The sequence below is a fragment of the Pseudomonas gessardii genome (genome assembly GCF_001983165.1).
GTDB lineage: Bacteria > Pseudomonadota > Gammaproteobacteria > Pseudomonadales > Pseudomonadaceae > Aquipseudomonas > Aquipseudomonas gessardii.
The window spans coordinates 1-23,094 of record NZ_MNPU01000023.1 but is presented as its reverse complement, the minus strand read 5'-3'; the positions used below and the strand labels follow the sequence as shown (position 1 = coordinate 23,094).

Sequence of the window (23,094 nt, the reverse complement as noted above, 5' to 3'; positions counted from 1 at the left end):
TCATTGTCGGACGAACTCATCCCGGTCCAGCGAACAGTTCTCGCTGCAAACACAATCATATTTTTCGTCAGATCCCAACTCATTGATATATAAGAAGGAAATTTCAGGAAAGTTTTAGCTTTTCTGTGGTTACCACAAAGTTGCTCTTACTCAATTCTCTTTGTGGGGTTTTGTGTCTAGTATCGGCTAGCAATCAAATTGCCACCATGTCTATACACGGATCTGAATAGGTAAGAGGCTTATATGGAATTTTTCGAAAAGCTCACCAGTCTGGCCGCAAAAGTTCGCTTGCAGGGGCCTGCCATTCAAACAGAAGAAGCTACAAAAAATGCGTTTGTCATGCCATTTATCAACACGGTGTTGGGTTACGACGTCTTTGATCCCCAGGAAGTGACCCCCGAATTTGTCTGTGATATCGGGACAAAAAAGGGTGAAAAAATTGATTACGCAATCATGAAGGAAGGCGAGGTTCAAATACTCATCGAATGCAAAAAAATCGGTGAGCCATTGAACCTCAATCACGCGTCGCAGCTGTTTCGCTACTTTCATGTTACGAGTGCACGAATCTCAATTCTCACCAACGGTCAGGTCTATAAGTTTTTTACGGACCTGGATGCGCCTAACAAAATGGATGAAAAGCCGTTTCTCGAGCTGGACCTTCTAGACATCGATGAGTACTCAGTCCCGGAACTGACCAAACTGACGAAGTCTGCCTTTGATGTCGACTCAATCATCAATGCAGCTGGTGAGCTGAAGTACGTCAGTCAAATCAAAAAGGTCATCGCATCACAGGTCAGCAAGCCCGAGGATGACTTTGTCAAAGTGTTCGCGTCTCGGGTGTATGAAGGCGTCATTACACAAAAAGTCCGTGAGCAATTTTATGAGCTGACCCGAAAAGCCTTAAGCCAGTTTCTCAACGACCAAATCAATGATCGACTCAAATCAGCCATGAGTGGCGCTATCCAGCCAACCATAACCTCTCTACCCGTCTCTGCCAGCGCCAATACAGCCAGCACTGAACGCGACGAGTCAGAGGAAAAAGTTCTGACAACACTTGAAGAACTTGAGGGCTATCACATCGTAAGAGCGGTCGTGCGCTCAGTGGTCGATGCCAAGCGGATCGTACAACGAGATACACAAAGCTACTTCGGGATTTTGCTCGACGATAATAATCGCAAGCCCATTTGCCGACTTCACTTCAACCGCAGTCAGAAATACATCGGTATTTTTGATGAAGAAAAGAATGAAACCCGGCATGCAATTTCATCCATCGATGAGATTTACGAATACTCAGATCACCTGAAAAAAACCGTAGGGTATTACGACTGACGAGCAGACGGCCTGGGATCCCTGTGGCGAGCGGGCTTGCTCGCTCACCACAAAAAATATCCCCCCAACAAATTGCTCACCCGGCCTTCACATCTCCCCGACGAATCCCCTTCTAGACTTCCCATATGGGCCACTTAATGGCCAGGGAGTATGAGATGTGGCGGTTCGCGGTGATGCTGGGGGTGGTGATGGCGCTTTCAGGCTGCCAATCCACCCATGATGAGTTACTGGCCAAGGGGTATCCACCGGCCTTCGCCGACGGGTTTGACGATGGCTGCACCAGTGGGCGCCAGGCCGCCGGGGTGATCACCGGGACGTTTCGCAAAAACGTCCCGCGCTATTTGAAAGACCGCGCCTATGCCGAAGGCTGGGAAGATGGCTTTCGCCAGTGCAAGGCCATGCGTGAGAACGAAGACCGCAATGAGTATAGGGAACGCCATTGGGATGAGCGCGAACGCGCCTGGCAGCAGGAGAAGGATCGCGACGCGGCACGGGCCTATCGCAGCCAGTAACGAATGTGGGAGCTGTCGAGCCCCAGCGAGGCTGCGATTGCGCTGGGCCAGGCAGTCAACCTGTAACTGACCTACCGCTATCGCAGCCTCGCTGGGGCTCGACAATTCCCACAAGGGATCATCGGTGTCGCTCAGGTCGCGCCTTAGACAATGCCCTGCGCCAGCATCGCATCCGCCACTTTCACAAAACCGGCGATGTTCGCGCCTTTCACGTAGTTGACCCGGCCGTTTTCTTCACCGTAGTGCACGCAGGCATGGTGGATCGACTGCATGATGTTGTGCAGCTTGCTGTCCACTTCACCGGCGGTCCACAGCAGGCGCATGGCGTTTTGCGACATTTCCAGGCCACTCACGGCCACGCCGCCGGCGTTCGACGCCTTGCCCGGGGCGAACAGGATGCCCGCTTCGATAAAGATATCCACAGCCTCCAGGGTGGTGGGCATGTTGGCGCCTTCGGCCACGCAGATGCAGCCGTTGCGCAGCAGGGTGCGGGCGGCTTCGGCGTCCAGTTCGTTCTGGGTCGCGCATGGCAGGGCGATGTCGCACACCAGTTCCCAGGGGGCCTGGCCGGCACGGAATTCCAGGCCGAAACGCGAGGCCAGTTCGCTGATGCGTCCGCGCTGCACATTTTTCAGCTCCAACAGGGCCGACCATTGTTCCTCGGTCAAGCCGCTCTCGCAGTACAGGGTGCCTTCGGAGTCGGACAGGGAAATCACCTTGCCGCCCAGGTCCATGACCTTGCGTGCCGCGTATTGCGCGACGTTGCCTGAGCCGGAAACCGCCACACGCTTGCCTTCGACGCGCTGGCCCTGGCGCTTGAGCATCTCCTCGGCAAAGTACACACAACCAAAACCGGTGGCTTCCGGGCGGATCAGGCTGCCGCCGTAGCTCATGCCCTTGCCGGTAAATACCGAGGTGAATTGGTTGCTCAGGCGCTTGTACTGGCCAAACAGGAAACCGATTTCCCGGGCACCCACGCCGATATCGCCGGCCGGTACGTCCACGTCCGCGCCAATATGGCGGTACAACTCGCTCATGAACGACTGGCAGAAACGCATGACTTCGGCGTCGCTCTTGCCCTTGGGGTCAAAGTCCGAGCCGCCCTTGCCGCCGCCCATGGGCAGCGAGGTCAGGGAGTTCTTGAAGGTCTGCTCGAAAGCGAGGAATTTCAGCACCCCCAGGTTGACCGACGGGTGAAAGCGCAAGCCGCCTTTATAGGGGCCGATGGCGCTGTTCATCTGGATACGGAAACCGCGATTGACCTGGACCTTGCCCTGGTCATCGACCCACGATACCCGGAAGGTAATGGCCCGTTCCGGCTCGCAGATACGCTCCAGAATGCCCGAGGTCAGGTAGTGGGGATTGGCTTCAAGAAAAGGCCACAGGCTGCGTAGGACTTCTTCCACAGCTTGGTGGAATTCCGGCTGGTCCGGGTCGCGTTTTTTGAGGCGGGCAAGGAAGGATTCGACGGATTCGATCATGAAAAGTCTCGGCAGATTTATTGTCGTTAATGGCGATTTGCCCAGGACTTTATCAATTCATGTCGCACCGTGACAGGGCAAAATGTCGCTTTTGTGAATTTAAATGGTGCAATAGATATAAATAACCCTGATTTTCTGCCCTCCAACAGGGATTTCAATGCCAGAGATGCACCAATAGTTAAACCGCTATCGCAGGCAAGCCAGCTCCCACATTTGACCGGGTCGTAGCAGAGGTACTCGATCTGATGTGGGAGCTGACTTGCCTGCGATGAAGTCACCTCGGCCCCTCTCTATTGCGCCAAAAAAAACGGAGCCCGAAGGCTCCGCTTTTCAAACCACCGACCCGATTCAGGCCAGTTTCTTGTGCCGTACCCGGTGCGGCTGGGCAGCCGCTTCGCCCAGGCGCTTCTTGCGATCGGCTTCATACTCGGTGTAGTTGCCTTCAAAGAACACCGCTTGCGAGTCGTCTTCGTACGCCAGGATGTGCGTGGCCACGCGGTCAAGGAACCACCGGTCGTGAGAGATCACAATCGCGGCGCCCGGGAAGTCCAGCAGGGCTTCTTCCAGGGAACGCAGGGTTTCAACGTCGAGGTCGTTGGACGGTTCGTCGAGCAGCAGGACGTTGCCGCCCTCTTTCAGGGTCAGGGCCAGGTGCAAGCGACCGCGCTCACCACCGGACAGGTCCTTGACGAACTTCTGCTGGTCGCCGCCCTTGAAGTTGAAACGTCCCACGTAGGTGCGCGACGGGATTTCATAGTTGCCGATACGGATCTGGTCGGAACCGTCGGAAATCTGCTGGAACACGGTCTTGCTGCCGTCGAGGTCTTCGCGGCTCTGGTCGACACAGGCCAACTGCACGGTTTCGCCGACTTCGATGGTGCCCGAATCCGGTTGTTCCTTGCCCATCAGCATGCGGAACAGCGTGGATTTACCCGCGCCGTTACCGCCGATCACGCCGACGATGGCGCCTTTAGGCATGGAGAACGACAGGTTGTCGATCAGCACGCGGTCGCCATAGCCCTTGCAGACGTTCTTGAACTCGATGACCTTGTCACCCAGGCGCGGACCGGCCGGGATGTAGATTTCGTTGGTCTCGCTGCGCTTCTGGAATTCCTGGGACTGCATTTCCTCGAAGCGTTGCAGACGGGCCTTGGATTTCGACTGGCGGGCCTTGGCGCCTTTGCGCACCCATTCCAGTTCGTCCTTCATGGCCTTTTCATGGGCCGACTGCTGCTTGGATTCGGCCGCCAGACGGTCGGACTTGGCTTCCAGCCAACCGGAGTAGTTACCCTCGTAAGGGATACCGGCGCCACGGTCGAGTTCCAGGATCCAGCCGGCGACGTTGTCCAGGAAGTACCGGTCGTGCGTGATCGCAACCACGGTGCCCGGGAAGTCATGGAGGAAGTGTTCCAGCCAGGCCACGGAATCGGCGTCCAGGTGGTTGGTCGGTTCGTCGAGCAGCAGCATGTCAGGGGCCGACAGCAGCAGGCGGCACAGGGCCACGCGGCGCTTTTCACCACCGGACAGGTGCTCGACCTTGGCGTCCCAGGCCGGCAGGCGCAGGGCATCGGCGGCGACTTCCAGCTGGCGCTCCAGGTTGTGACCGTCGCCGGCCTGCAGGATGGCTTCGAGCTTGGCCTGTTCGGCGGCCAGTTTGTCGAAGTCGGCATCCGGCTCGGCGTAGGCGGCGTAGACCTCGTCCAGGCGGGCCTGGGCGTCCTTGATCACGCTGACGGCTTCCTCGACCACTTCACGCACGGTCTTGGACGGGTCCAGGATCGGCTCTTGCGGCAGGTAGCCGATGTTCAGTTCGGGCATCGGGCGGGCTTCGCCTTCAAATTCGGTGTCGACGCCGGCCATGATTTTCAGCAGCGTGGACTTACCCGAACCGTTGAGACCGAGCACGCCGATCTTGGCGCCCGGGAAGAAGGACAGCGAAATGTTTTTCAGGATTTCCCGCTTCGGTGGAACAACTTTGCCCAACCGATGCATGGTGAAAACGTATTGAGCCAAAATGTGGACCTCGTAAAAAGATGAGAACAGGGCCTGCGTAGCGTCATGGCGCTGTACGTAGCACATCGAATGATCAAGGTTAACCTAAGTCAGCGGCGGCGGGCAGATTGACAGGCGCTTTTGAGCCGCGCTTTTTCCGGCTGTAGCCCAGATAGGGCACAATACCCGGCAACGCGCCACCCAAAAAATGGGCAATTCGTCATGCAATTCACGGCGGTGGTGATCCCCGTTGGCTGCGCCTGGGTGCTGTTCGGCGCGCGCCTCAGACGCAGCGGGCATGCCTGGCTGACGCCGCGGACAATAAACCGCACAGCTGCTGTGGTTATCAGTTGCTTTGCACTAGGGATTCTATTCAGACTGGCGGATGCCTTGATCAGTACTGGCCCGACCTGATAGTCCCGCCAGGCGGGACTGGCACTTTGCCACAACTCAGGGCATGCTAACCGCCCTCCGGGCGTCCGGCCTATAGTGCACGTCGCGCGCCAGTCCAGCCAAACCGCAGGATCACAGCTTGACCAACGTAACAAAGCCAAGCCCCTTGCGCGCAGCCCATATTGCGCCGGGTGCCCCCCTGCACGGAACTCTCAAGGGCGCGTTGGCGACGCTGGTCCTGCTGTTGCTTGCTCTATTGTTCTGGCAACTGCTGGACCAACTGCAGCAAAACCAGAAGAACCAGCAGCAATACACCATCGACTACAGCGCCGATCTGGCCGAACAGATCAGCCTGAACATGGCCCTGAGCGCGCAAATCGCCCTCAACCTGCTGCCGATCATCGAGCCGCCGCGCAACGCAGAACAACACCAGGCCTTGATGCGCAGCCTGCAGCGCTCATTGCCGGAGCTGCGCAGCGTCGCCCTGCTTGCCCCCAGCGGCGCAATCATCAGTGACACGGCCGACAACAGCCAGGACAGCGCCTGGCTCGAAGAGCTGGTCAAGCACAGCCATGCCCAGTCCTATTACCTAAGCAATAACAGCGATGGCTCGGTCATCTACCTGCTACTGCACCAACCCAGCGGCGGCACCAAGCTCTATTGGGCGTTGCGCCTGGCCCCCAATTACCTGGCCAACCTGACCCGCCAGGACGGCCAGGGCCCACGGCCGATGTGGGTGATTGAAAACCAGTTTAACCATCAGGTTGTCAGCCGCGACAGCGGCATGCCCAGCCAGTGGTCGGCCGGGCTGACCCCCGAAGAGCTGAACAAGACCGTTCTGGTCACCCCCTTGAGCAAAAGCGACTGGCAACTGCGCGGCCTGTTCGATCGCGCCGCCGTGCTGGAGCAACTGCTGCCGGCGTTTATCGGCAAATGCCTGCTGGGCCTGGCCTTTTCGCTGATCCCGGTGCTGGTGCTGCTGAACATGCGGCGCCGCCAGCGCCAGGTCAACGAGGGCCGGCGCCGCTACCAGGATATTTTCGACGGCACCGGCGTGGCCTTGTGCGTGCTCGACCTGTCGGGCCTGCGCGGTTTCTTCGACAAAGCCCAGTTGCACACCCGCGAGCAATTGCAGGACTGGTTGCAAAACAGCCCCGAGCAACGCCAGCAACTGCTCAAGGAGCTGCGTATCACCGAGGTCAACCAGGTCGCCGTGCGCCTGCTGAACGTGGCGTCCTGCGAACAGGCCTGGGAACGCTTGATCGACGGTTGCCCGCTGAACACCAGCGCCATTGGCTACCAGGTGCTTGAGGCTGTGTTGACCGAGCACAAACAACTAGAGCTGGAGATTCAAATCAGCGACATCCAGGGCAACGACCAGTACCTGTGGCTGGTCATGCGCCTGCCGGAAGAACAGCACGACTATAAGGCGGTGATCCTCAGCATCAGCGATATCACCAGCCGCAAACTGGTGGAGCTGTCGCTGGTGGAGCGCGAGGCCTTCTGGTCGGACGTGGTGCGCACCGTGCCTGACCACCTGTATGTGCAGGATGTGATCAGCCAGCGCATGATCTTCAGCAACCACCACCTGGGCCACACCCTGGGCTACAACAAGCACGAACTGCAGCAGATGGGCGAGTATTTCTGGGAGATCCTGCTGCACCCCGAAGACGCCGAGCACTATCACGACCTGCGCCAGCAACAACGCACTGCCGGTTACCTGGCGCAGTTGCAATGCCAGTTGCGCTTTCGGCACCGCAACAACCAGTGGCGGCGCTTCGAGATCCGCGAACAGGCCCTGGCCCGGGACAAGACCGACCAGGTCACACGGATTATCGGCGTGGCCAAGGACATCACCGACCAGATCGAAGCCAGCGAATCCCTGCGCGACAGCGAGCAGCGCTACCGCATGCTGGCCGAAAGCATCAGCGACGTGATTTTCTCCACCGACAGCAAACTGGCCCTCAACTACGTGAGCCCGTCGGTGAATGCGGTGCTGGGCTATGAAGTCGACTGGATTTTCAAGAACGGCTGGCAATCGACCATCGCCAACCCGCAGCAACTGACCGGCATCTACACCCTGGTCGAACGGGTCAGCCGCGCCCTGGACCAGCCCGAAGCCCTGGCCCTGCTGCGCGATGATGTGCAGACCCAGCTGTTCCTGTTCGATTGCCTGCGGGCCGACGGGCGCAAGGTGCCGATCGAGCTGCGCCTGGTGCTGGTGTGGGACGAGCACGGCGCGTTCGAGGGCATCCTCGGCGTGGGCCGCGATATCAGCCAGCAACGCCGCGCCGAGAAAGACCTGCGCATGGCGGCCACGGTATTCGAGCACTCAACGTCGGCGATCCTGATCACCGACCCGGCCGGCTATATCGTGCAAGCCAACGAAGCCTTCAGCCGGGTCAGCGGTTATGCCGTGGCCGATGTGCTCGACCAGTTGCCGAACATGCTCACAGTCGACGAACAACAGGAAGCCCACCTGCGCTACGTACTCAAGCAGTTGCACCAGCACAGCACCTGGGAAGGCGAAGTGTGGCTCAAGCGCCGCAGCGGCGAGCATTACCCGGCCTGGGTCGGCATTACGGCGGTGCTCGATGACGAAGGCGACCTGGCCAGCTACGTGTGCTTTTTCAGCGATATCAGCGAGCGCAAGGCCAGCGAGCAACGCATCCACCGCCTGGCCTACTACGACGCCTTGACCCACCTGCCCAACCGCACGCTGTTCCAGGACCGCCTGCACACCGCCTTGCAGTCGGCCGAACGGCAGAAGTCGTGGGTGGTGCTGATGTTCCTCGACCTCGACCGCTTCAAGCCGATCAACGACTCCCTGGGCCACGCCGCCGGCGATCGCATGCTCAAGGAAATGGCCACCCGCCTGCTCGGCTGCGTGGCCGAGGACGATACCGTGGCGCGCATGGGCGGTGACGAGTTCACCCTGCTTTTGCAACCACGGGTCAGCCGCGAAATGGCACTGAACCGGGCGATTCATGTGGCCGAGCAAATCCTCGCCAGCCTGGTGAGGCCGTTTGTGCTGGAAGGTCGCGAGTTTTTTGTCACCGCCAGTATCGGTATCGCCCTGAGCCCCCAGGACGGCAACGAGCTGAGCCAACTGATGAAAAACGCCGACACGGCGATGTACCACGCCAAGGAACGCGGCAAGAACAACTTCCAGTTCTACCAGGCCGACATGAACGCCAGCGCCCTGGAGCGCCTGGAGCTGGAAAGCGACCTGCGCCATGCCCTGGACCAGAACGAATTCGTGCTCTATTACCAGCCGCAGTTCAGTGGCGATGGCAAACGTTTGACCGGCGCCGAAGCCCTGCTGCGCTGGCGTCACCCACGCCGTGGCCTGGTGCCGCCGGGGGATTTCATCCCAGTGCTCGAAGAGTTGGGCCTGGTGGTGGATGTGGGCGACTGGGTGATCGACGAGGCCTGCCGCCAACTCAAGACCTGGCACCAGAACAAGGTGCGGGTGCCCAAGGTCTCGGTGAATATTTCGGCGCGGCAGTTCTCCGACGGGCAGTTGGGCACGCGGATCGCCACCATCCTCAAGGAAACCGGCCTGCCGCCGGCGTGCCTGGAGTTGGAGCTGACCGAAAGCATCCTGATGCGCGAGGTCAACGAGGCCCTGCAGATCCTCGCCAGCCTGAAAAACCTCGGCCTGAGCATCGCCGTGGACGACTTCGGCACCGGCTACTCATCGCTCAACTACCTCAAGCAATTCCCCATCGACGTGCTGAAGATCGACCGCACCTTCGTCGACGGCCTGCCGTCCGGCGAGCAAGACGCGCAGATTGCCCGGGCAATCATTGCCATGGCCCACAGCCTGAACCTGGCGGTGATCGCCGAGGGCGTGGAAACCCATGAGCAGCTGGACTTCCTGCGCGAGCATGGCTGTGACGAGGTGCAGGGCTACCTGTTCGGGCGGCCGATGCCGGCCAATCGGTTTGAGGCGCAGTTCTGTAACGATGCGCTTTTCATGTTCGACTGAAAATCATGTGGTGGGGCAGATGGCCTCATCGCGGCATAGGTATCTACACAAAACTGATTGCTCCCACGCTCTGCGTGGGAGCGCCACCCTGGACGCTCCGCGTCCGCTTTTAAGCCCTGACGCAGAGCATCACTGGATGCATTTCCACGCAGAGCGTGGGAACGATCTGGCTACCATGAACGCCACTTGTCTGCGACATGATGTCCTTTCATATGCCATCTAAAACCCATTGGGTTAGAATGCCCCTCTTTTCTGCCCCCGATCCTTGAGGACCGCCATGTTCAGCCGTGATTTGACTATTGCCAAGTACGACGCCGATCTCTTTGCCGCCATGGAGCAAGAAGCCGTGCGCCAGGAAGAGCACATTGAGCTGATCGCTTCGGAAAACTACACCAGCCCTGCGGTGATGGAGGCTCAAGGTTCGGTTCTGACCAACAAGTACGCCGAAGGTTATCCGGGCAAGCGTTACTACGGCGGTTGCGAATTCGTCGATATCGTCGAACAACTGGCCATCGACCGTGCCAAGGAACTGTTCGCCGCCGACTACGCCAACGTCCAGCCACACGCTGGCTCCCAAGCCAACAGCGCCGTTTACCTGGCCCTGCTGCAAGGCGGTGACACCATCCTGGGCATGAGCCTGGCCCACGGCGGTCACCTGACCCACGGCGCTGGCGTATCCTCCTCCGGCAAGCTGTACAACGCCGTCCAGTACGGCATCGACGGCAACGGCCTGATCGACTACGACGAAGTCGAGCGCCTGGCGGTCGAGCACAAGCCAAAAATGATCGTGGCCGGGTTCTCTGCCTACTCGCAGATCCTCGACTTCCCACGTTTCCGTGAAATCGCCGACAAAGTGGGTGCCTACCTGTTCGTCGACATGGCCCACGTGGCCGGTCTGGTCGCCGCAGGCATCTACCCGAACCCGGTGCCTTACGCTGACGTCGTGACCACCACCACCCACAAAACCCTGCGCGGTCCACGTGGCGGCCTGATCCTGGCGCGCGCCAACGCCGAGATCGAGAAGAAGCTGAACTCCGCAGTCTTCCCGGGCGCCCAGGGCGGCCCGCTGGAGCACGTGATCGCGGCCAAGGCCATCTGCTTCAAGGAAGCGTTGCAACCTGAGTTCAAGACTTACCAGCAACAAGTGGTGAAAAACGCCAAGGCCATGGCCACTGTGTTCATCGAGCGCGGTTTTGACGTGGTGTCCGGCGGCACCGAGAACCACCTGTTCCTGCTGTCGCTGATCAAGCAGGACATCTCCGGTAAAGATGCTGACGCGGCCCTGGGCAAAGCCTTCATCACCGTGAACAAGAACTCGGTCCCGAACGACCCACGTTCGCCATTCGTCACCTCGGGCCTGCGCTTCGGCACCCCGGCCGTGACCACTCGTGGCTTCAAGGAAGCAGAGTGCAAGGAACTGGCTGGCTGGATCTGCGACATCCTGGCTGACCTTTCCAACGAAGCCGTGATTGACGCGGTACGTGAGAAGGTCAAGGCCATCTGCAAGAAGCTGCCGGTATACGGCGCTTGATTGCAGTTGCTTGAATGAAAAGCCCGGCGCTTGAGCCGGGCTTTTTTATGCCTGTTGGAACGCGGTCAACATGTGGGAGCTGGCTTGCCTGCGATAGCGGTGGGTCTGCCAACTCATCATTGACTGGTCTACCGCTATCGCAGGCAAGCCAGCTCCTACACTGGTCGCGTTTCAAGTCAGGATTGGTAAACCCGCGCAAAGCCCGCGCGAATCTTCTCTTGCGGCAACTCATCGGCAATAAACACAATCACGCTTTCCCGCAGCTCACCCTCGGCCCATTCGGTGTCCCAATCGAACCCGTAGAGCTTGAGCACGCCTTGGAACACCATGCGCCGGTCTTCCCCGACGATGTTCAGTACGCCCTTGTAGCGCAGCAGTTGCTTGCCATGTTCTTCCAGCAGTTCATTCATGAACTCACTGAGACGGTCGATATCCAGTGGCTGCTCGGTGCGCAGTACCAGGCTGGAAATACGGTCGATGGACGGCGCCTGGCTGACCGGGCGCAAGGTCATGCCGGCGTTGAGGTTGAAGCCACGCACATCCAGCAGTTCCGCCAAATCGATCTTGCCATGTTCCACCACGCGGATCGGCGCACGGCGGTTGATGCGAGTCAGGCGCTGGCTGAGGGCCTCGAAGCTGGCGTCATCCACCAGGTCGCGCTTGCTCACCAGCAGGCGGTCAGCAAAGCCGATCTGCGCCTGGGCGATGGTCTGGCTCAGGTGGTGTTCGGCGTGGGCCGCGTCCACCAGGGTGATGATGCCGTCAAGCAGATAGCGCTCGCGCAGTTCCTCGTCGATGAAAAAGGTCTGGGCCACCGGCGCCGGGTCGGCCAGGCCGGTGCATTCGATCACCAGGCGGTCGAAGGCGATCTCGCCGCTGTCCAGGCGTTCGAGCAGCAGGTACAGGGCCTTGGTCAGGTCGGTGTGGATGGTGCAGCACACGCAGCCGTTGGACAGGGTCATGACCTGGACCGGTTCATCGCCCAGCAGCTGGGTGTCGATGCCAGCGTCGCTGAATTCGTTTTCGATCACGGCAATTTTCAAGCCGTGCTCGGCCTTGAGCAGGTGGCGCAACAAGGTGGTCTTGCCAGCGCCGAGGAAGCCGCTGAGGACGGTGACGGGGATGGGAGAGGACAAAATATTCTCCTTGAGGAAACACAAAACAAATGTGGGAGCGGGCTTGTGTGGGAGCGGGCTTGCTCGCGATGCAGGCAACTCGGTCTACCTGGTATACCGAGGTGATGCTATCGCGAGCAAGCCCGCTCCCACACAAGCCCGCTCCCACAGGGGGTTACATAGGCCCAACGCTATTGGATCAACAGCACTTGGGCCCGCCCTTGCCGCCGTAACGGGCTTCCTGGCGCTCGCGGAAGAACGCCTTGTAGTCCATCACCGGCTTGTCCGGGTGTTTGGTTTGCATATGCTCGACGTAGGTGTCGTAGTCGGGCATGCCGACCATCAGGCGCGCAGCCTGACCGAGGTATTTACCGAGGCGACCGATGTCATTGAACATGCTTGCAACCCTCTATCACGCGTCCGGCATGGCTTGGAATGGTGCTTCTTTATCCGTACGTTCCTTGGTGCCCCAGGCGGCCACGCCGACTTTGATGGCATAGAACAGGATGCTGAAGACCACGAACAGGAACAGTACCGTCAGCGTCGCGTTGGTGTAGGCGTTCCAGATCACATGCTGCATCTGGTCGATGCTCTTGGCCGGGGCCAGGATCTGGCCGTTGGCCAGCGCATCGCTGTACTTCTTGGCCAGCGACAGGAAGCCGATCGCCGGGTTGGCGTCGAACAGCTTGATGAAACCTGCGGTGGTGGTGCAGATCAGCAGCCAGACCGCCGGCAGCAGGGTCACCCAGATATAGCGCTGGCGCTTCATTTTGATCAGCACCACGGTGGCGAGCATCAGCGCGATACCGGCCAGCATCTGGTTGGAGATGCCGAACAGCGGCCACAAGGTGTTGATGCCACCCAGCGGGTCGATCACGCCCTGGTACAGCAAGTAGCCCCACATCGCCACGCAGCCTGCGGTGGCGATCAGGTTGGCGGTCCAGGATTCGGTACGCTTGAGCGCCGGCACGAAGGAGCCGAGCAGGTCCTGGAGCATGAAGCGCCCGGCACGGGTCCCGGCGTCAACGGCGGTCAGGATGAACAGCGCTTCAAACAGGATCGCAAAGTGGTACCAGAACGCCATGGTGTTTTCACCCGGCAGCACACTGTGCAGGATCTGCGCAATACCGACCGCCAGGGTCGGCGCACCGCCGGCACGGGCCAGGATGGTGGTTTCACCGATATCGTTGGCCACTGCCTGCAGCGCTTCGGGGGTAATCGCAAAGCCCCAGCTGCTAACGGTTTGCGCCACGGTCACCACATCAGTGCCGACAATCGCCGCTGGGCTGTTCATGGCGAAGTACACGCCTGGCTCGATCACCGAGGCGGCAACCATGGCCATGATGGCCACGAACGACTCCATCAACATGCCGCCATAACCGATATAGCGCGAGTGGGCTTCATTGGCCAACAGCTTGGGCGTGGTGCCCGAGGAAATCAGCGCATGGAAACCCGATACCGCGCCACAGGCGATGGTAATGAACAGGAACGGGAACAGGCCGCCCTTCCACACCGGGCCAGTACCATCGATAAACTGGGTCAGCGCCGGCATTTTCAGGTCGGGCATGGTGACCAGGATGCCAATCGCCAGGGCGATGATGGTGCCGATTTTCAGGAATGTAGACAGGTAGTCACGCGGCGCCAGGATCAGCCACACCGGCAAGACCGCCGCCACAAAGCCGTAGCCGACCAGCATCCAGGTGATCTGGATCCCGGTGAAGGTGAAGGCCTTGGCCCATACCGGATCAGCGGCAATCTGCCCGCCGAGCCAGATCGACCCCAGCAGCAACAGCACGCCGATGACCGAGATCTCGCCGATGCGGCCCGGGCGGATGTAGCGCATGTACACGCCCATGAACATCGCGATCGGGATGGTCGCCATCACCGTAAAGATGCCCCACGGGCTTTCGGCCAGGGCCTTGACCACGATCAGCGACAGCACCGCGAGGATGATGATCATGATCAGGAAGCAGCCAAACAGCGCGATGGTCCCGGGAATGCGACCCATCTCTTCGCGGACCATGTCCCCCAGGGAACGGCCGTTGCGACGGGTGGAGAGGAACAGGATCATGAAATCCTGCACCGCACCCGCCAACACCACGCCGGCAATCAGCCACAAGGTACCTGGCAGGTAGCCCATCTGCGCCGCCAGTACCGGGCCGACCAAAGGCCCCGCACCAGCAATGGCGGCAAAGTGGTGACCAAAAAGAATATGTTTGTTGGTCGGCACATAGTCCAGACCGTCGTTGTTGATCACTGCGGGGGTGGCCCGCCGTGGATCGAGTTGCATCACGTTATTGGCGATGAACAGGCTGTAGTAACGATAAGCCACCAGATAAATGGCGACTGCCGCGACTACAATCCACAAGGCGTTGATCGCCTCGCCGCGCCGCAAAGCCACGACGCCCAGGGCGCACGCGCCTACGATTGCCAGCAACAGCCAGGGTAGGTGGCGGAGCAGGCTATTATTATTTTTCATTTTTATATTCCAGCCAGGTTGGACAGAAAGACAGCCAGTCCGAGTTTAGCGCGCTGGGCCCTAAAGACCAGCCCCCTACGTTGGTCTAGAGCCTTGCCGGGGCGAAAAAAACGAAATAAACGCCCGATAATGCGGTAAGGCTACAATCCTTGTATCTCCAGAGGGCTTCACCATGAGCGACCAGCCGTCAGATCGCCGCCGTTTTCGGCGGATTGCCTTCAATGCCAAGACCGAGCTTAAGCAAGGCGGCCAGCAATGGCAGGTGCAACTGGTGGATTTATCGCTCAAGGGGCTGCTGGTGCAAAAGCCTGCGCCCTGGTTGGGCAAGGACGACGAGCCCTTTGAGGTGGACATTCACCTGGACGCCGACACGGACGTGAGCATGCAAGTGCGGCTGACCCATGACGACAAGGGGCAACTGGGGTTTGTGTGCACGCATATCGACCTGGATTCGATCAGCCATTTGCGCAGGTTGATCGAGCTGAACCTGGGAGATGAGGAAGAGCTGCATCGGGAGCTGGGCGAGCTGCTGATCCTCTGACCGCCCAACCACATTGGTTTTCTAGTGTTGCGGGCTATTCAAACAAGGCATCCAGTGCCTGCTCCAGCCGCGTCACCGCAATCACCTGCAACCCCGGCGGCGCCTCCTTCGGCGCATTGCCCTTGGGCACGATGGCGCGCTTGAAGCCATGCTTGGCGGCTTCCTTGAGCCGCTCCTGGCCACTGGGCACCGGGCGCACTTCACCCGACAGGCCCACCTCGCCAAAGACCAGCAGGTCATGGGGCAGCGGCCGATTGCGCAGGCTCGACATCACGGCCGCCATCAAGGCCAGGTCCGACGCGGTTTCCAGCACCTTGACCCCGCCGACCACGTTGAGGAACACGTCCTGGTCATGGGTCGGAATCCCGCCGTGGCGATGCAGCACCGCCAGCAGCATCGCCAGGCGGTTCTGATCCAGGCCCAGGGTCACCCGGCGCGGGTTGGCCAGATGGCTGTCGTCCACCAGGGCCTGGACTTCCACGAGCATCGGCCGGGTGCCCTCCCACGTTGCCATCACCACACTGCCCGGCACTTCTTCCTGGGCGCGGGTCAGAAAGATCGCCGAAGGATTGGAGACTTCTTTCAGCCCCCGGTCCGTCATGGCGAACACCCCCAGCTCGTTGACCGCGCCAAACCGGTTTTTTACCGCCCGCAACAGGCGCAGGCGTCCATCGGACTCACCCTCGAAATACAGCACCGTATCGACCATATGCTCCAGCACCCGCGGGCCGGCCAGCGCGCCTTCCTTGGTGACATGGCCCACCAGGAAAATCGCCGTGCCGCTCTGCTTCGCGTAGCGCACCAGCAACGCTGCACTCTCACGCACCTGGGACACCCCGCCCGGCGCCGATTGCAGTTGCTCGGTGAAGATTGTCTGGATCGAGTCGATCACCATCACCTTGGGTTTTTCCACACGGGCGGTGGCAATGATGCTTTCGATACAGGTTTCGGTCATGACCCGCAGTTGGTCCTGGGGCAAGCCCAGGCGGCGAGCGCGCATGGCCACCTGTTGCTGGGACTCTTCGCCGGTGACGTACAAGGCCGGCATGCGGCTGGCGATGCTGCACAGGGTCTGCAGGAGGATGGTTGACTTGCCGATGCCCGGATCGCCGCCGATCAGTACCACCGAGCCGTCCACCAGGCCACCGCCGAGTACCCGGTCGAGCTCGCCGGACGCCGTGGAAAAACGCGGGATTTCTTCGACGCTGACTTCTGCCAGGGTCTTGATCTGGGCTTGTTGCCCGGTCCAGCCGGAGCGACCGCTGGGTGCCGCTGCGCCGCCGCTTTCAATCATGGTTTCAGTGAGGGTGTTCCACGCCCCGCATTCGCCACACTGGCCCGCCCATTTGGGAAAGGTCGCGCCGCACTCCGTGCAGCCGTACATGCGCTTGGCCTTTGCCATCTGAGAACCTCCAACCGAAAAACCGCGATGATAGCTCAGCGTGGCGCTGCGGTACGGATTTCACCGTTGGCCAATCGTGTGGCGCTGTTGCCCAGCGGGTCTTCGGCGTCCAGGTCGGCGCCCTGGGCCTTGAGTGCGTCGAGCAATTCGACGCGCTTGAACAGCCCGGCGTACATGGCCGCCGTCTGTCCGGCGCCGTTGCGCTGGTCGGGGTTGCAGGCGGTGCCCAGCAAGCGTCGGGCAATGCTCAGCTCGCCCTTGAAGATCGCACCCATCAGTGCCGTATTGCCACGTTTGTCCTGGACACAGGCATCGGCACCGGCGGCCAGCAGTTGCTCCACGACCGGTTCGTGCCCGTGATAGGCGGCCAGGATCAGCGCGGTGTAGCCCTTGTCATCGACGGTATTCAAGGAATAGCCCGATTCGATAAAGGTCGTGAGCATTTCCACGTCGCCACGCCGGGCGGCGTCGAAGTAGTAATCCTGTAACTGCGCCTTGAGGGCCTGCGGGTCGGCGAACACACTCAAGGACCAGCAGGTCAATAGTGCCCCTATAAAGCTACGCATCTTCAACCTCCTCTACGGCTTCTGTAGGCGCGAGCGTGCTCGCGCCTACAGAAGGGCTGGATCAGTCCGTCAGTTTTTCCGCCAGGGCCTTGACCCGCGCCAGGTCGCCCTTGGCCACCTTGGCCACGCCCGTGCCGTACTCCGGGTCGGCCTTGTAGAGGAACGACAGGATGATGTGCTTGCTGACGTCATCCGAGGTCGCCAGGGAACCACCGAAGTTCTCGATCAAGTCCTGGCGTTCCTTCTTGCTGAAGGAGCGGTACAGATCGCCTGCTTGCTTGAAGTTCTGCTCGCGCTGGATCTTCGCCTGCTGGGTGCTACCGGCCAGGGGCATCTGGCTGTAGCGCGCGCCTTGCGGCTCTTGCCGGGGTTCCAGGCGGCTTGGCTGGTAGTTCACGCCCGTGCTGGTCTTGCCCACGTTCATTGCACCATCCTGGTTACCGTTGTTGACGGTGACCCGTGGCGCGTTGATGGGCAGTTGCAGGGCATTGGCGCCCAGACGGTATATTTGCGTATCGGCATAGGAGAATAACCGGCCTTGCAGCATACGGTCTTCCGACGGTTCGATACCCGGTATCAGGTTGGACGGGGCCATGGCGACTTGCTCGACTTCCTGGAATACATTGCCCGGGTTGCGGTTCAACACCATTTGCCCGACTTTGCGCTCGGGAACATCGGGCCAGATCTTGGTGGAGTCCAACGGGTCGAAATCGAACTTGGCCAGTTCTTCGGGCTTGAGTACTTGCACGTACAAGTCCCACTTGGGGAAGTCGCCCTGGTTGATATGGGTCACCAGGTCGTTTGTCATATGGCTGTAATCACGGCCCTGGACGTCGATAACTTGTTTGGGATCCAGGTTCTTGATGCCTTGCAGGCTCTTCCAGCGAAACTTGACGTAGTGCGCTTCGCCCTTGGCGTTGATCAACTTGTAGGCATGTACGCTATTGCCGTCCATCTCGCGATAGCTGGCCGGGGTGCCGGAGTCCGAATACAACTCGGTGAGGGTACGGGTGGACTCTGGAACATGGGAGAAGAAGTCGAAGCGACGGGAGTCGTCATCCAGGTTAGTGCGCGGGTCCGGCTTGAAGGCATGCACCATGTCCGGGAACTTGATGGCATCGCGGATAAAGAACGTCGGGAAGTTATTGCCCACCAAGTCCCAGTTACCTTCGGTGGTATAGAACTTGGTGGCGAAACCACGGGGGTCACGCAGGGTTTCCGGGGAGTGGTTGCCGTGGACTACAGCGGAGAAACGTACAAACACCGGCGTGGTCTCGCCGGCGGCAAACACTTTGGCCTTGGTCAGGTCGCTGAGGTTATCGGTGACGGTGAAGGTGCCGTGGGCGCCGGTGCCACGGGCATGCACCACACGCTCGGGGATGCGTTCACGGTCAAAGCGCTGCAACTTCTGGATCAGTTGCACATCCTGCAGCAGGACCGGGCCGTTGGCGCCGGCGGTTTGCGAGTTCTGGTTGTCGCCTACGGCCGCGCCATTATCGCGGGTCAGGTTGGCGGCGCTGACCGACAACGACAATAGGCTGGTACTGGCAATCAACAGCAGATTGCGCGCAGCAATAGACCTGCGGCTAGTAAGGTTTTTCATCAAGCAATCCTCTGGTTTTTTGTAATGCACTTTTACAGGTGCTTGCCAGAGGCTAGTGATCCTGGCGCCAGAAGATAAATAGAAAACACATACCAAGCCGATTGAAAAAATAGTGTGGTAAAGCGTTGAAATGCCGGCTATTTCGCGCGCGATTGATGGCACTTTGCAAACTATTTGCGATTTAATGTGTCGATTACAACGAACAGTGTTAGCAGTTGTATCAAGCAGGCCACTGCAGACTGACTTACACTGACTTCCTCTCCTCTCAACTGTAACAAGGAATAACCTATGGGCGTGATCAGTGAGTTCAAGGCCTTCGCGGTCAAAGGTAATGTGGTCGACATGGCCGTCGGTATTATCATCGGCGCAGCCTTCGGCAAAATTGTTTCATCCTTTGTAGGCGACGTGGTGATGCCTCCCATCGGCCTGTTGATCGGTGGTGTGGACTTCGGTGATCTGGCGGTAACGCTCAAGGCAGCCCAGGGCGACGTCCCGGCGGTGGTCCTGGCCTACGGCAAATTCATCCAGAGCATCATCGACTTTGTGATCGTCGCGTTCGCAATCTTCATGGGCGTCAAGGCCATCAACCGTCTCAAGCGTGAAGAAGCTGCCGCGCCAAGCCTGCCACCGGTGCCCACCAAGGAAGAGGAACTGCTGGGAGAGATCCGCGATCTGCTCAAGGCCCAGAACAACAAGCCCCTGTAGCCGGCCCGCAACCCCTGTCGGCCGTTGAATCAAAAAGGCGCCTCTCACCGGGCGCCTTTTTTTACCAGTAGTTTTCTACCGCCACCTGCCCTGGCCGACGCGTCAGGCTCAACTGCATATCGCGCTGCTTGAGCAATTGCCGGGTGTCATCAATCATCTGCGGGTTGCCGCAAATCATCACCCGCGAATGCTCCGGCGTCAGTGCCACGCCTGCTGCACGCTCCAGTTCGCCATTCTCGATCAGGGTGGTGATCCGCCCATTCAATGCACCTGGATGCTGCTCACGGGTCACGAGGGGCAGGTAGGTGAGTTTATGGGCGTATTCGCTCAGGTACTCACGCTCGCCCAATTGCTTGATAAGGCTCTGGTAGGCCAGCTCCCGGGCTTCCCTGGCGCTGTAGACCAGGATGATGCGCTCGAATTTTTCCCAGACTTCAAAGTCCTGCAGAATCGACAGAAACGGCGCGATCCCCGTGCCGGTGCCCAGCAACCACAGGTCGCGGCCATCGACAAATCGATTCAGGGTCAAGAAGCCGGTGGACTGACGCTCCACCAGCAGCTCATCGCCCACGCGCAAGCGGCTCAGCTCACTGGTGAACTCCCCGCCGGGAACCACGATAGAGAAAAACTCCAGGAACTCATCGAAGGGCGACGACACCACCGAGTAGGCACGCCACACCAGGCTGCCATCGGGCTTGGTCACGCCCAGGCGCACGAACTGCCCGGCGGTGAAACGAAAACCCGGATCGCGGGTGGTGCGCAGGGTAAACAGGCTGGGGGTCAATGACTGCACATCGATCAGGGTCTGGCGTGTGAATTTTTCCGCACTGGCCGTCATGGGGGGCTCCGCTCTACAGGTAACCCCTAGTGTCCCCCAAAGCGTCGCCCGGAAACACCGCTGGTTTGTAGTGACATCCAGCCAAGTGTGCCATTGAGGTTGTTTACGGGGGGCAAAAAACCCGATTCGCGGTAGGGTCAATAGGCTGAACATAAAGAGATGGCAATATGACGCCAACTAAAACTATTTAGCTATTAGCTCCTGCCCATAGGCGTTACCTCCAACTATCCTTCATGTGCCGCATGCGTTAGCGACCTTCAATAAGTTTATGAAAAATATAAAAACCTCTAGCTTGCGCGCCCACCCAAGCACATTTGTTCAACAACACGCCAACGATCATTTCCGCTAAGAAACGCCCTGCTAAGTGCGAAAATTCCCATCCTGGTTTTGGATGCTGTCCTACACTCGATCCGGTAACGCTATCAGGACGTTCGTTACAGACAATCAGGATATGACTCATGGAGTGTGATCGATGGTCAACTGGCGAAACACACGCGTACCCAAACTTGAAGGTGAGGATGAGGTGACCACGATGTTTGACGCCGCTCTGAACATTACATATGAGCTAGGCTTTGAATATTGCGGTTTTATAATGGGCTCCAATGCTCTTTACCGGCCGAACAGGAACATCCACCTCAACAACTATCCAGATGAATGGAACAGAATCTACAAAGCAGAAAACTACTTTGAAATAGATCCCTTGGTCTCTCACTGTAGACGCGATGTGCTACCGCTCGTCTGGGAAGAGAAGACCTTTTCAGCAGTACCTGACATGTGGGTTCACGTACAAACCCAAGGGCTGAGTTATGGCTGGGCCCAGTCGGTGCATGACTTCCGGGGTTTTTTCAGCATGATCCGCCTGGGGCGGCGCGAGCGTCCGGTGTGCGCCCATGAACTCTACGAGAAAGCGGGCCAGGTCCTGTGGATATGCCATGCCCTGCATACCGTGGTCGCCCAGACCTATGCCAAGGAGCCGGTGTTCCAGTGCCCCAATAAACTCACCAACCGCGAAACCGAGATCCTGCAATGGTCGGCCATGGGCAAGACCGCAGCCGATATCGCAACGATCCTGTGCCTTTCAGAGCGTACCGTCGGCTTTCATATCAGCAGCGCCATGAGAAAGCTGGGGGTCACCAATAAGATTGCCGCCGTGTTCACGGCCATGAGGCATGGCCTTTTCTAGTGCCCCCTGCATCGATCCGACTGAAAACACCGAATGTAATCCCCGTGAAAAAAACGTAACATTTACGACCAGTTCTGAGTGATGACGCCGCCCATCAAAGCCTGCGTCGCAGTCCACTCAGAAGGTTCCTCGCCCAGGCCCGGAACACCCGTCGATTATCCAGAGTTTCCCCCGCCATGCCCCTGCTCGATAGCCCCTTCGCCCAACTCGACCTGATCCGCCAGCCCGAGCAGCAAAACGAACCACTGCAAGCCTTCGATGCGGCCGACGAATATATGCTCGCCTACCTGGCCGAGCAGCAACCGGCCAGCAGTACCCGCGTGCTGGTGCTCAATGACAGTTTCGGCGCACTGGCGGCCAGCCTTGAGGGGCATGTGCGTGTCACCACCAGCGGCGATTCGTTCCTGGGCACCCAGGCCCTGCAAAAAAACCTGGTGCGCAACCACAAGACCTTCGATGCCGTGTCGATCGTGCCAGCCAGCCAGGTGCCGCGCGGGCCCTTCGATCGTGTGCTGATCCGGGTGCCAAAAACCCTGGCGTTGCTGGAAGAACAGCTGATCCGCCTGCAAGGCCAACTGGCACCCGGCGCCGAAGTGATCGCCGGCGCGATGGTCAAGCATCTGCCGCGCGCCGCCGGTGAACTGCTGGAGCGCTACATCGGGCCGATGCACGCGTCACTGGCGGTGAAAAAGGCACGGCTGCTGATTGCCACCCTGGCCGACCGGCCCCAGGCGGTATCGCCCTACCCCACGCGTTACCGCCTGGACACCCCAGCCATCGAGTTGCTCAACCACGCCAATGTGTTCTGCCGCGAGGGCCTGGACATCGGCACTCGGGTGTTTCTCCCGCACCTGCCGCACAACCTGGGCAGCGCACGCGTGGCAGACCTGGGTTGCGGCAATGGCGTATTGGCGATTGCCAGCGCCCTGCAAAACCCCGAGGCGCAGTACACCCTGGTGGACGAGTCCTACATGGCCGTGCAATCAGCCGCCGAGAACTGGCACACGGCCCTGGGTGATCGCCCCGTGACCATTCGCCCCGGCGACGGCCTGGCGGACCAGGCGCCGCAATCGTTGGATGTGGTGCTGTGCAACCCACCGTTCCACCAGCAGCAGGTGGTGGGGGATTTCCTTGCCTGGCGCATGTTCCAGCAGGCCCGCGAAGCGCTGGTAGTTGGCGGCGCGATGTATATCGTCGGCAACCGTCACCTGGGTTATCACAGCAAGCTGGCGCGGCTGTTCCGCGGGGTGGAGCAGGTGGCGGCAACCCCTAAATTCGTGATTCTCAAGGCCCGCAAATAAGCCACGATCGAGTAGGAGGCGGATTCACATCCGCCGTCCTCTCACACCACCGTACGTACGGTTCCGTATACGGCGGTTCAGGTTATACGGTTAAGTCGGTTTATCGTATCCAGTATCGAGACCAGCCCGAGG

18 protein-coding genes are annotated in these 23,094 nt (G+C 59.5%); 8 read left to right on the top strand and 10 right to left on the bottom strand.

The features are described 5' to 3' along the window. Positions 1-243 precede the first annotated feature (243 nt). Both BLL38_RS16815 and BLL38_RS16810 read left to right on the top strand, forming a co-directional pair. Positions 244-1,329: a type I restriction endonuclease gene (locus BLL38_RS16815; protein WP_076963570.1), complete on the top strand. Its 1,086-nt coding sequence runs from the start codon at positions 244-246 to the stop codon at positions 1,327-1,329. Between the two features lie 155 nt (positions 1,330-1,484). After that, positions 1,485-1,841, top strand: a complete 357-nt coding sequence (locus BLL38_RS16810) for a hypothetical protein (protein WP_076963569.1) — start codon at positions 1,485-1,487, stop codon at positions 1,839-1,841. A 143-nt stretch (positions 1,842-1,984) separates the two neighbouring features. On the opposite strand, the gene gdhA is transcribed toward BLL38_RS16810, so the two are convergent. Next, on the bottom strand, positions 1,985-3,322 hold the full coding sequence (gdhA, locus tag BLL38_RS16805; RefSeq protein WP_076963568.1) for an NADP-specific glutamate dehydrogenase: 1,338 nt from the start codon (positions 3,320-3,322) through the stop codon (positions 1,985-1,987). 348 nt (positions 3,323-3,670) lie between these two features. Continuing rightward, on the bottom strand, positions 3,671-5,335 hold the full coding sequence (gene ettA / locus BLL38_RS16800) for an energy-dependent translational throttle protein EttA (protein WP_029292090.1): 1,665 nt from the start codon (positions 5,333-5,335) through the stop codon (positions 3,671-3,673). A gap of 511 nt (positions 5,336-5,846) precedes the next feature. Here ettA and BLL38_RS16790 point away from each other — a divergent pair. Together BLL38_RS16790 and glyA are read left to right on the top strand one after the other, a co-directional pair. Next, positions 5,847-9,698: a bifunctional diguanylate cyclase/phosphodiesterase gene (locus BLL38_RS16790; RefSeq protein ID WP_076963567.1), complete on the top strand. Its 3,852-nt coding sequence runs from the start codon at positions 5,847-5,849 to the stop codon at positions 9,696-9,698. A gap of 277 nt (positions 9,699-9,975) precedes the next feature. Beyond that, complete coding sequence (gene glyA, locus BLL38_RS16785) at positions 9,976-11,229, top strand: serine hydroxymethyltransferase (RefSeq protein WP_076963566.1); 1,254 nt, start codon at positions 9,976-9,978, stop codon at positions 11,227-11,229. Positions 11,230-11,405: 176 nt separating this feature from the next. On the opposite strand, the gene yjiA is transcribed toward glyA, so the two are convergent. The 3 genes from yjiA to BLL38_RS16765 all read right to left on the bottom strand — a co-directional run bounded on the left by yjiA (position 11,406) and on the right by BLL38_RS16765 (position 14,823). Beyond that, the gene (gene yjiA, locus BLL38_RS16780; RefSeq protein ID WP_076963565.1) at positions 11,406-12,365 is read right to left on the bottom strand and encodes a GTPase; all 960 of its coding nucleotides are present in this window, start codon (positions 12,363-12,365) and stop codon (positions 11,406-11,408) included. A 178-nt stretch (positions 12,366-12,543) separates the two neighbouring features. Continuing rightward, positions 12,544-12,741, bottom strand: a complete 198-nt coding sequence (locus tag BLL38_RS16770; protein ID WP_032861855.1) for a YbdD/YjiX family protein — start codon at positions 12,739-12,741, stop codon at positions 12,544-12,546. A 15-nt stretch (positions 12,742-12,756) separates the two neighbouring features. After that, a complete protein-coding gene (locus BLL38_RS16765) occupies positions 12,757-14,823 on the bottom strand; it encodes a carbon starvation CstA family protein (protein ID WP_076963563.1) in 2,067 nt (688 codons plus the stop codon). A 172-nt stretch (positions 14,824-14,995) separates the two neighbouring features. Between BLL38_RS16765 and BLL38_RS16760 the strand changes: the two genes are divergently transcribed. Beyond that, entirely contained in the window at positions 14,996-15,364 is a 369-nt protein-coding gene (locus BLL38_RS16760; protein WP_076963562.1) for a PilZ domain-containing protein, read from the top strand. 34 nt (positions 15,365-15,398) lie between these two features. On the opposite strand, the gene radA is transcribed toward BLL38_RS16760, so the two are convergent. The 3 genes from radA to BLL38_RS16745 form a co-directional block, all read right to left on the bottom strand. Further along, entirely contained in the window at positions 15,399-16,766 is a 1,368-nt protein-coding gene (gene radA / locus BLL38_RS16755) for a DNA repair protein RadA (protein ID WP_057441136.1), read from the bottom strand. 35 nt (positions 16,767-16,801) lie between these two features. Then, a complete protein-coding gene (locus tag BLL38_RS16750) occupies positions 16,802-17,332 on the bottom strand; it encodes an ankyrin repeat domain-containing protein (protein ID WP_076963561.1) in 531 nt (176 codons plus the stop codon). A 61-nt stretch (positions 17,333-17,393) separates the two neighbouring features. Continuing rightward, complete coding sequence (locus BLL38_RS16745; protein WP_076963560.1) at positions 17,394-18,935, bottom strand: catalase; 1,542 nt, start codon at positions 18,933-18,935, stop codon at positions 17,394-17,396. A 288-nt stretch (positions 18,936-19,223) separates the two neighbouring features. Here BLL38_RS16745 and mscL point away from each other — a divergent pair, with 288 nt between their 5' ends. After that, entirely contained in the window at positions 19,224-19,640 is a 417-nt protein-coding gene (mscL, locus tag BLL38_RS16740; RefSeq protein ID WP_076963559.1) for a large-conductance mechanosensitive channel protein MscL, read from the top strand. Positions 19,641-19,701: 61 nt separating this feature from the next. On the opposite strand, the gene BLL38_RS16735 is transcribed toward mscL, so the two are convergent. After that, on the bottom strand, positions 19,702-20,478 hold the full coding sequence (locus BLL38_RS16735) for a ferredoxin--NADP reductase (RefSeq protein ID WP_076963558.1): 777 nt from the start codon (positions 20,476-20,478) through the stop codon (positions 19,702-19,704). Positions 20,479-20,725: 247 nt separating this feature from the next. After that, complete coding sequence (locus BLL38_RS30610) at positions 20,726-20,938, bottom strand: hypothetical protein (RefSeq protein WP_130898234.1); 213 nt, start codon at positions 20,936-20,938, stop codon at positions 20,726-20,728. 12 nt (positions 20,939-20,950) lie between these two features. On the opposite strand from BLL38_RS30610, the gene BLL38_RS16730 reads away from it, so the two are divergent. Further along, positions 20,951-21,661 (top strand): autoinducer binding domain-containing protein, encoded by a 711-nt coding sequence (locus BLL38_RS16730; protein ID WP_076963557.1) that lies wholly within the window; start codon positions 20,951-20,953, stop codon positions 21,659-21,661. A 176-nt stretch (positions 21,662-21,837) separates the two neighbouring features. After that, on the top strand, positions 21,838-22,962 hold the full coding sequence (locus tag BLL38_RS16725) for a methyltransferase (RefSeq protein ID WP_076963556.1): 1,125 nt from the start codon (positions 21,838-21,840) through the stop codon (positions 22,960-22,962). Positions 22,963-23,094: the final 132 nt, after the last annotated feature.

Bases quoted from the DNA above. Each gene is read 5' to 3' on its own strand.
- BLL38_RS30610 (WP_130898234.1), bottom strand. From the start codon at position 20,938: ATGAGTCATATCCTGATTGTCTGTAACGAACGTCCTGATAGCGTTACC.
- BLL38_RS16745 (WP_076963560.1), bottom strand. From the start codon at position 18,935: ATGAAAAACCTTACTAGCCGCAGGTCTATTGCTGCGCGCAATCTGCTG.
- gdhA (WP_076963568.1), bottom strand. From the start codon at position 3,322: ATGATCGAATCCGTCGAATCCTTCCTTGCCCGCCTCAAAAAACGCGAC.
- mscL (WP_076963559.1), top strand. From the start codon at position 19,224: ATGGGCGTGATCAGTGAGTTCAAGGCCTTCGCGGTCAAAGGTAATGTG.
- BLL38_RS16735 (WP_076963558.1), bottom strand. From the start codon at position 20,478: ATGACGGCCAGTGCGGAAAAATTCACACGCCAGACCCTGATCGATGTG.
- glyA (WP_076963566.1), top strand. From the start codon at position 9,976: ATGTTCAGCCGTGATTTGACTATTGCCAAGTACGACGCCGATCTCTTT.
- BLL38_RS16810 (WP_076963569.1), top strand. From the start codon at position 1,485: ATGTGGCGGTTCGCGGTGATGCTGGGGGTGGTGATGGCGCTTTCAGGC.
- BLL38_RS16760 (WP_076963562.1), top strand. From the start codon at position 14,996: ATGAGCGACCAGCCGTCAGATCGCCGCCGTTTTCGGCGGATTGCCTTC.
- BLL38_RS16730 (WP_076963557.1), top strand. From the start codon at position 20,951: ATGGTCAACTGGCGAAACACACGCGTACCCAAACTTGAAGGTGAGGAT.
- radA (WP_057441136.1), bottom strand. From the start codon at position 16,766: ATGGCAAAGGCCAAGCGCATGTACGGCTGCACGGAGTGCGGCGCGACC.
- BLL38_RS16765 (WP_076963563.1), bottom strand. From the start codon at position 14,823: ATGAAAAATAATAATAGCCTGCTCCGCCACCTACCCTGGCTGTTGCTG.
- BLL38_RS16750 (WP_076963561.1), bottom strand. From the start codon at position 17,332: ATGCGTAGCTTTATAGGGGCACTATTGACCTGCTGGTCCTTGAGTGTG.
- BLL38_RS16725 (WP_076963556.1), top strand. From the start codon at position 21,838: ATGCCCCTGCTCGATAGCCCCTTCGCCCAACTCGACCTGATCCGCCAG.
- BLL38_RS16815 (WP_076963570.1), top strand. From the start codon at position 244: ATGGAATTTTTCGAAAAGCTCACCAGTCTGGCCGCAAAAGTTCGCTTG.
- BLL38_RS16770 (WP_032861855.1), bottom strand. From the start codon at position 12,741: ATGTTCAATGACATCGGTCGCCTCGGTAAATACCTCGGTCAGGCTGCG.